Consider the following 406-nt stretch of genomic DNA (forward strand, 5'->3'; position numbering starts at 1 on the left):
CAACGTTTATATGGTGTCCCCTGCAGGAATCGAACCTGCAACTAGCCCTTAGGAGGGGCTCGTTATATCCATTTAACTAAGGGGACAAGGCGGCACGAGTATAGCGTTTTTTGCCCGCCTGAGTAAGAGCCATACCGTCTGACTGCTTAAACCCTCGCCACTCAGGGCGCTTTTTTTATGCCCGGTCGGCCTTTTTCCCTTTCTCCGCCGCCTGGGCGCGGGCTTCCGCTTTTCGCTTGCTGCTCATATCGTTACGGATCTGCGCATGGCTCAGCAGTGCGAAGATGAAGGTCCCGCCACAGATATTTCCCGCCAGGGTCGGCAGGGCGAACGGCCAGATAAAGTCGCTCCAGGGCAGATTTCCATTAAACACCAGATAAAGGATCTCGACCGAGCCCACGAGACG

The 406-nt window shown here is 55.4% G+C and carries 1 protein-coding gene and 1 tRNA gene; both read right to left on the minus strand.

Going from position 1 to position 406, the window contains the following annotated elements:
* Window positions 1-11: 11 nt before the first annotated feature.
* Window positions 12-86 (minus strand) — tRNA-Arg (locus AWT72_RS10270).
* A gap of 89 nt (window positions 87-175) precedes the next feature.
* A partial coding sequence (locus AWT72_RS10275; protein ID WP_197407679.1) for a hypothetical protein occupies window positions 176-406 on the minus strand: 231 nt, incomplete at its 5' end.

Origin of the sequence: Oceanivirga salmonicida (assembly GCF_001517915.1) — a bacterium.
Taxonomy (GTDB): Bacteria; Fusobacteriota; Fusobacteriia; order Fusobacteriales; family Leptotrichiaceae; genus Oceanivirga; species Oceanivirga salmonicida.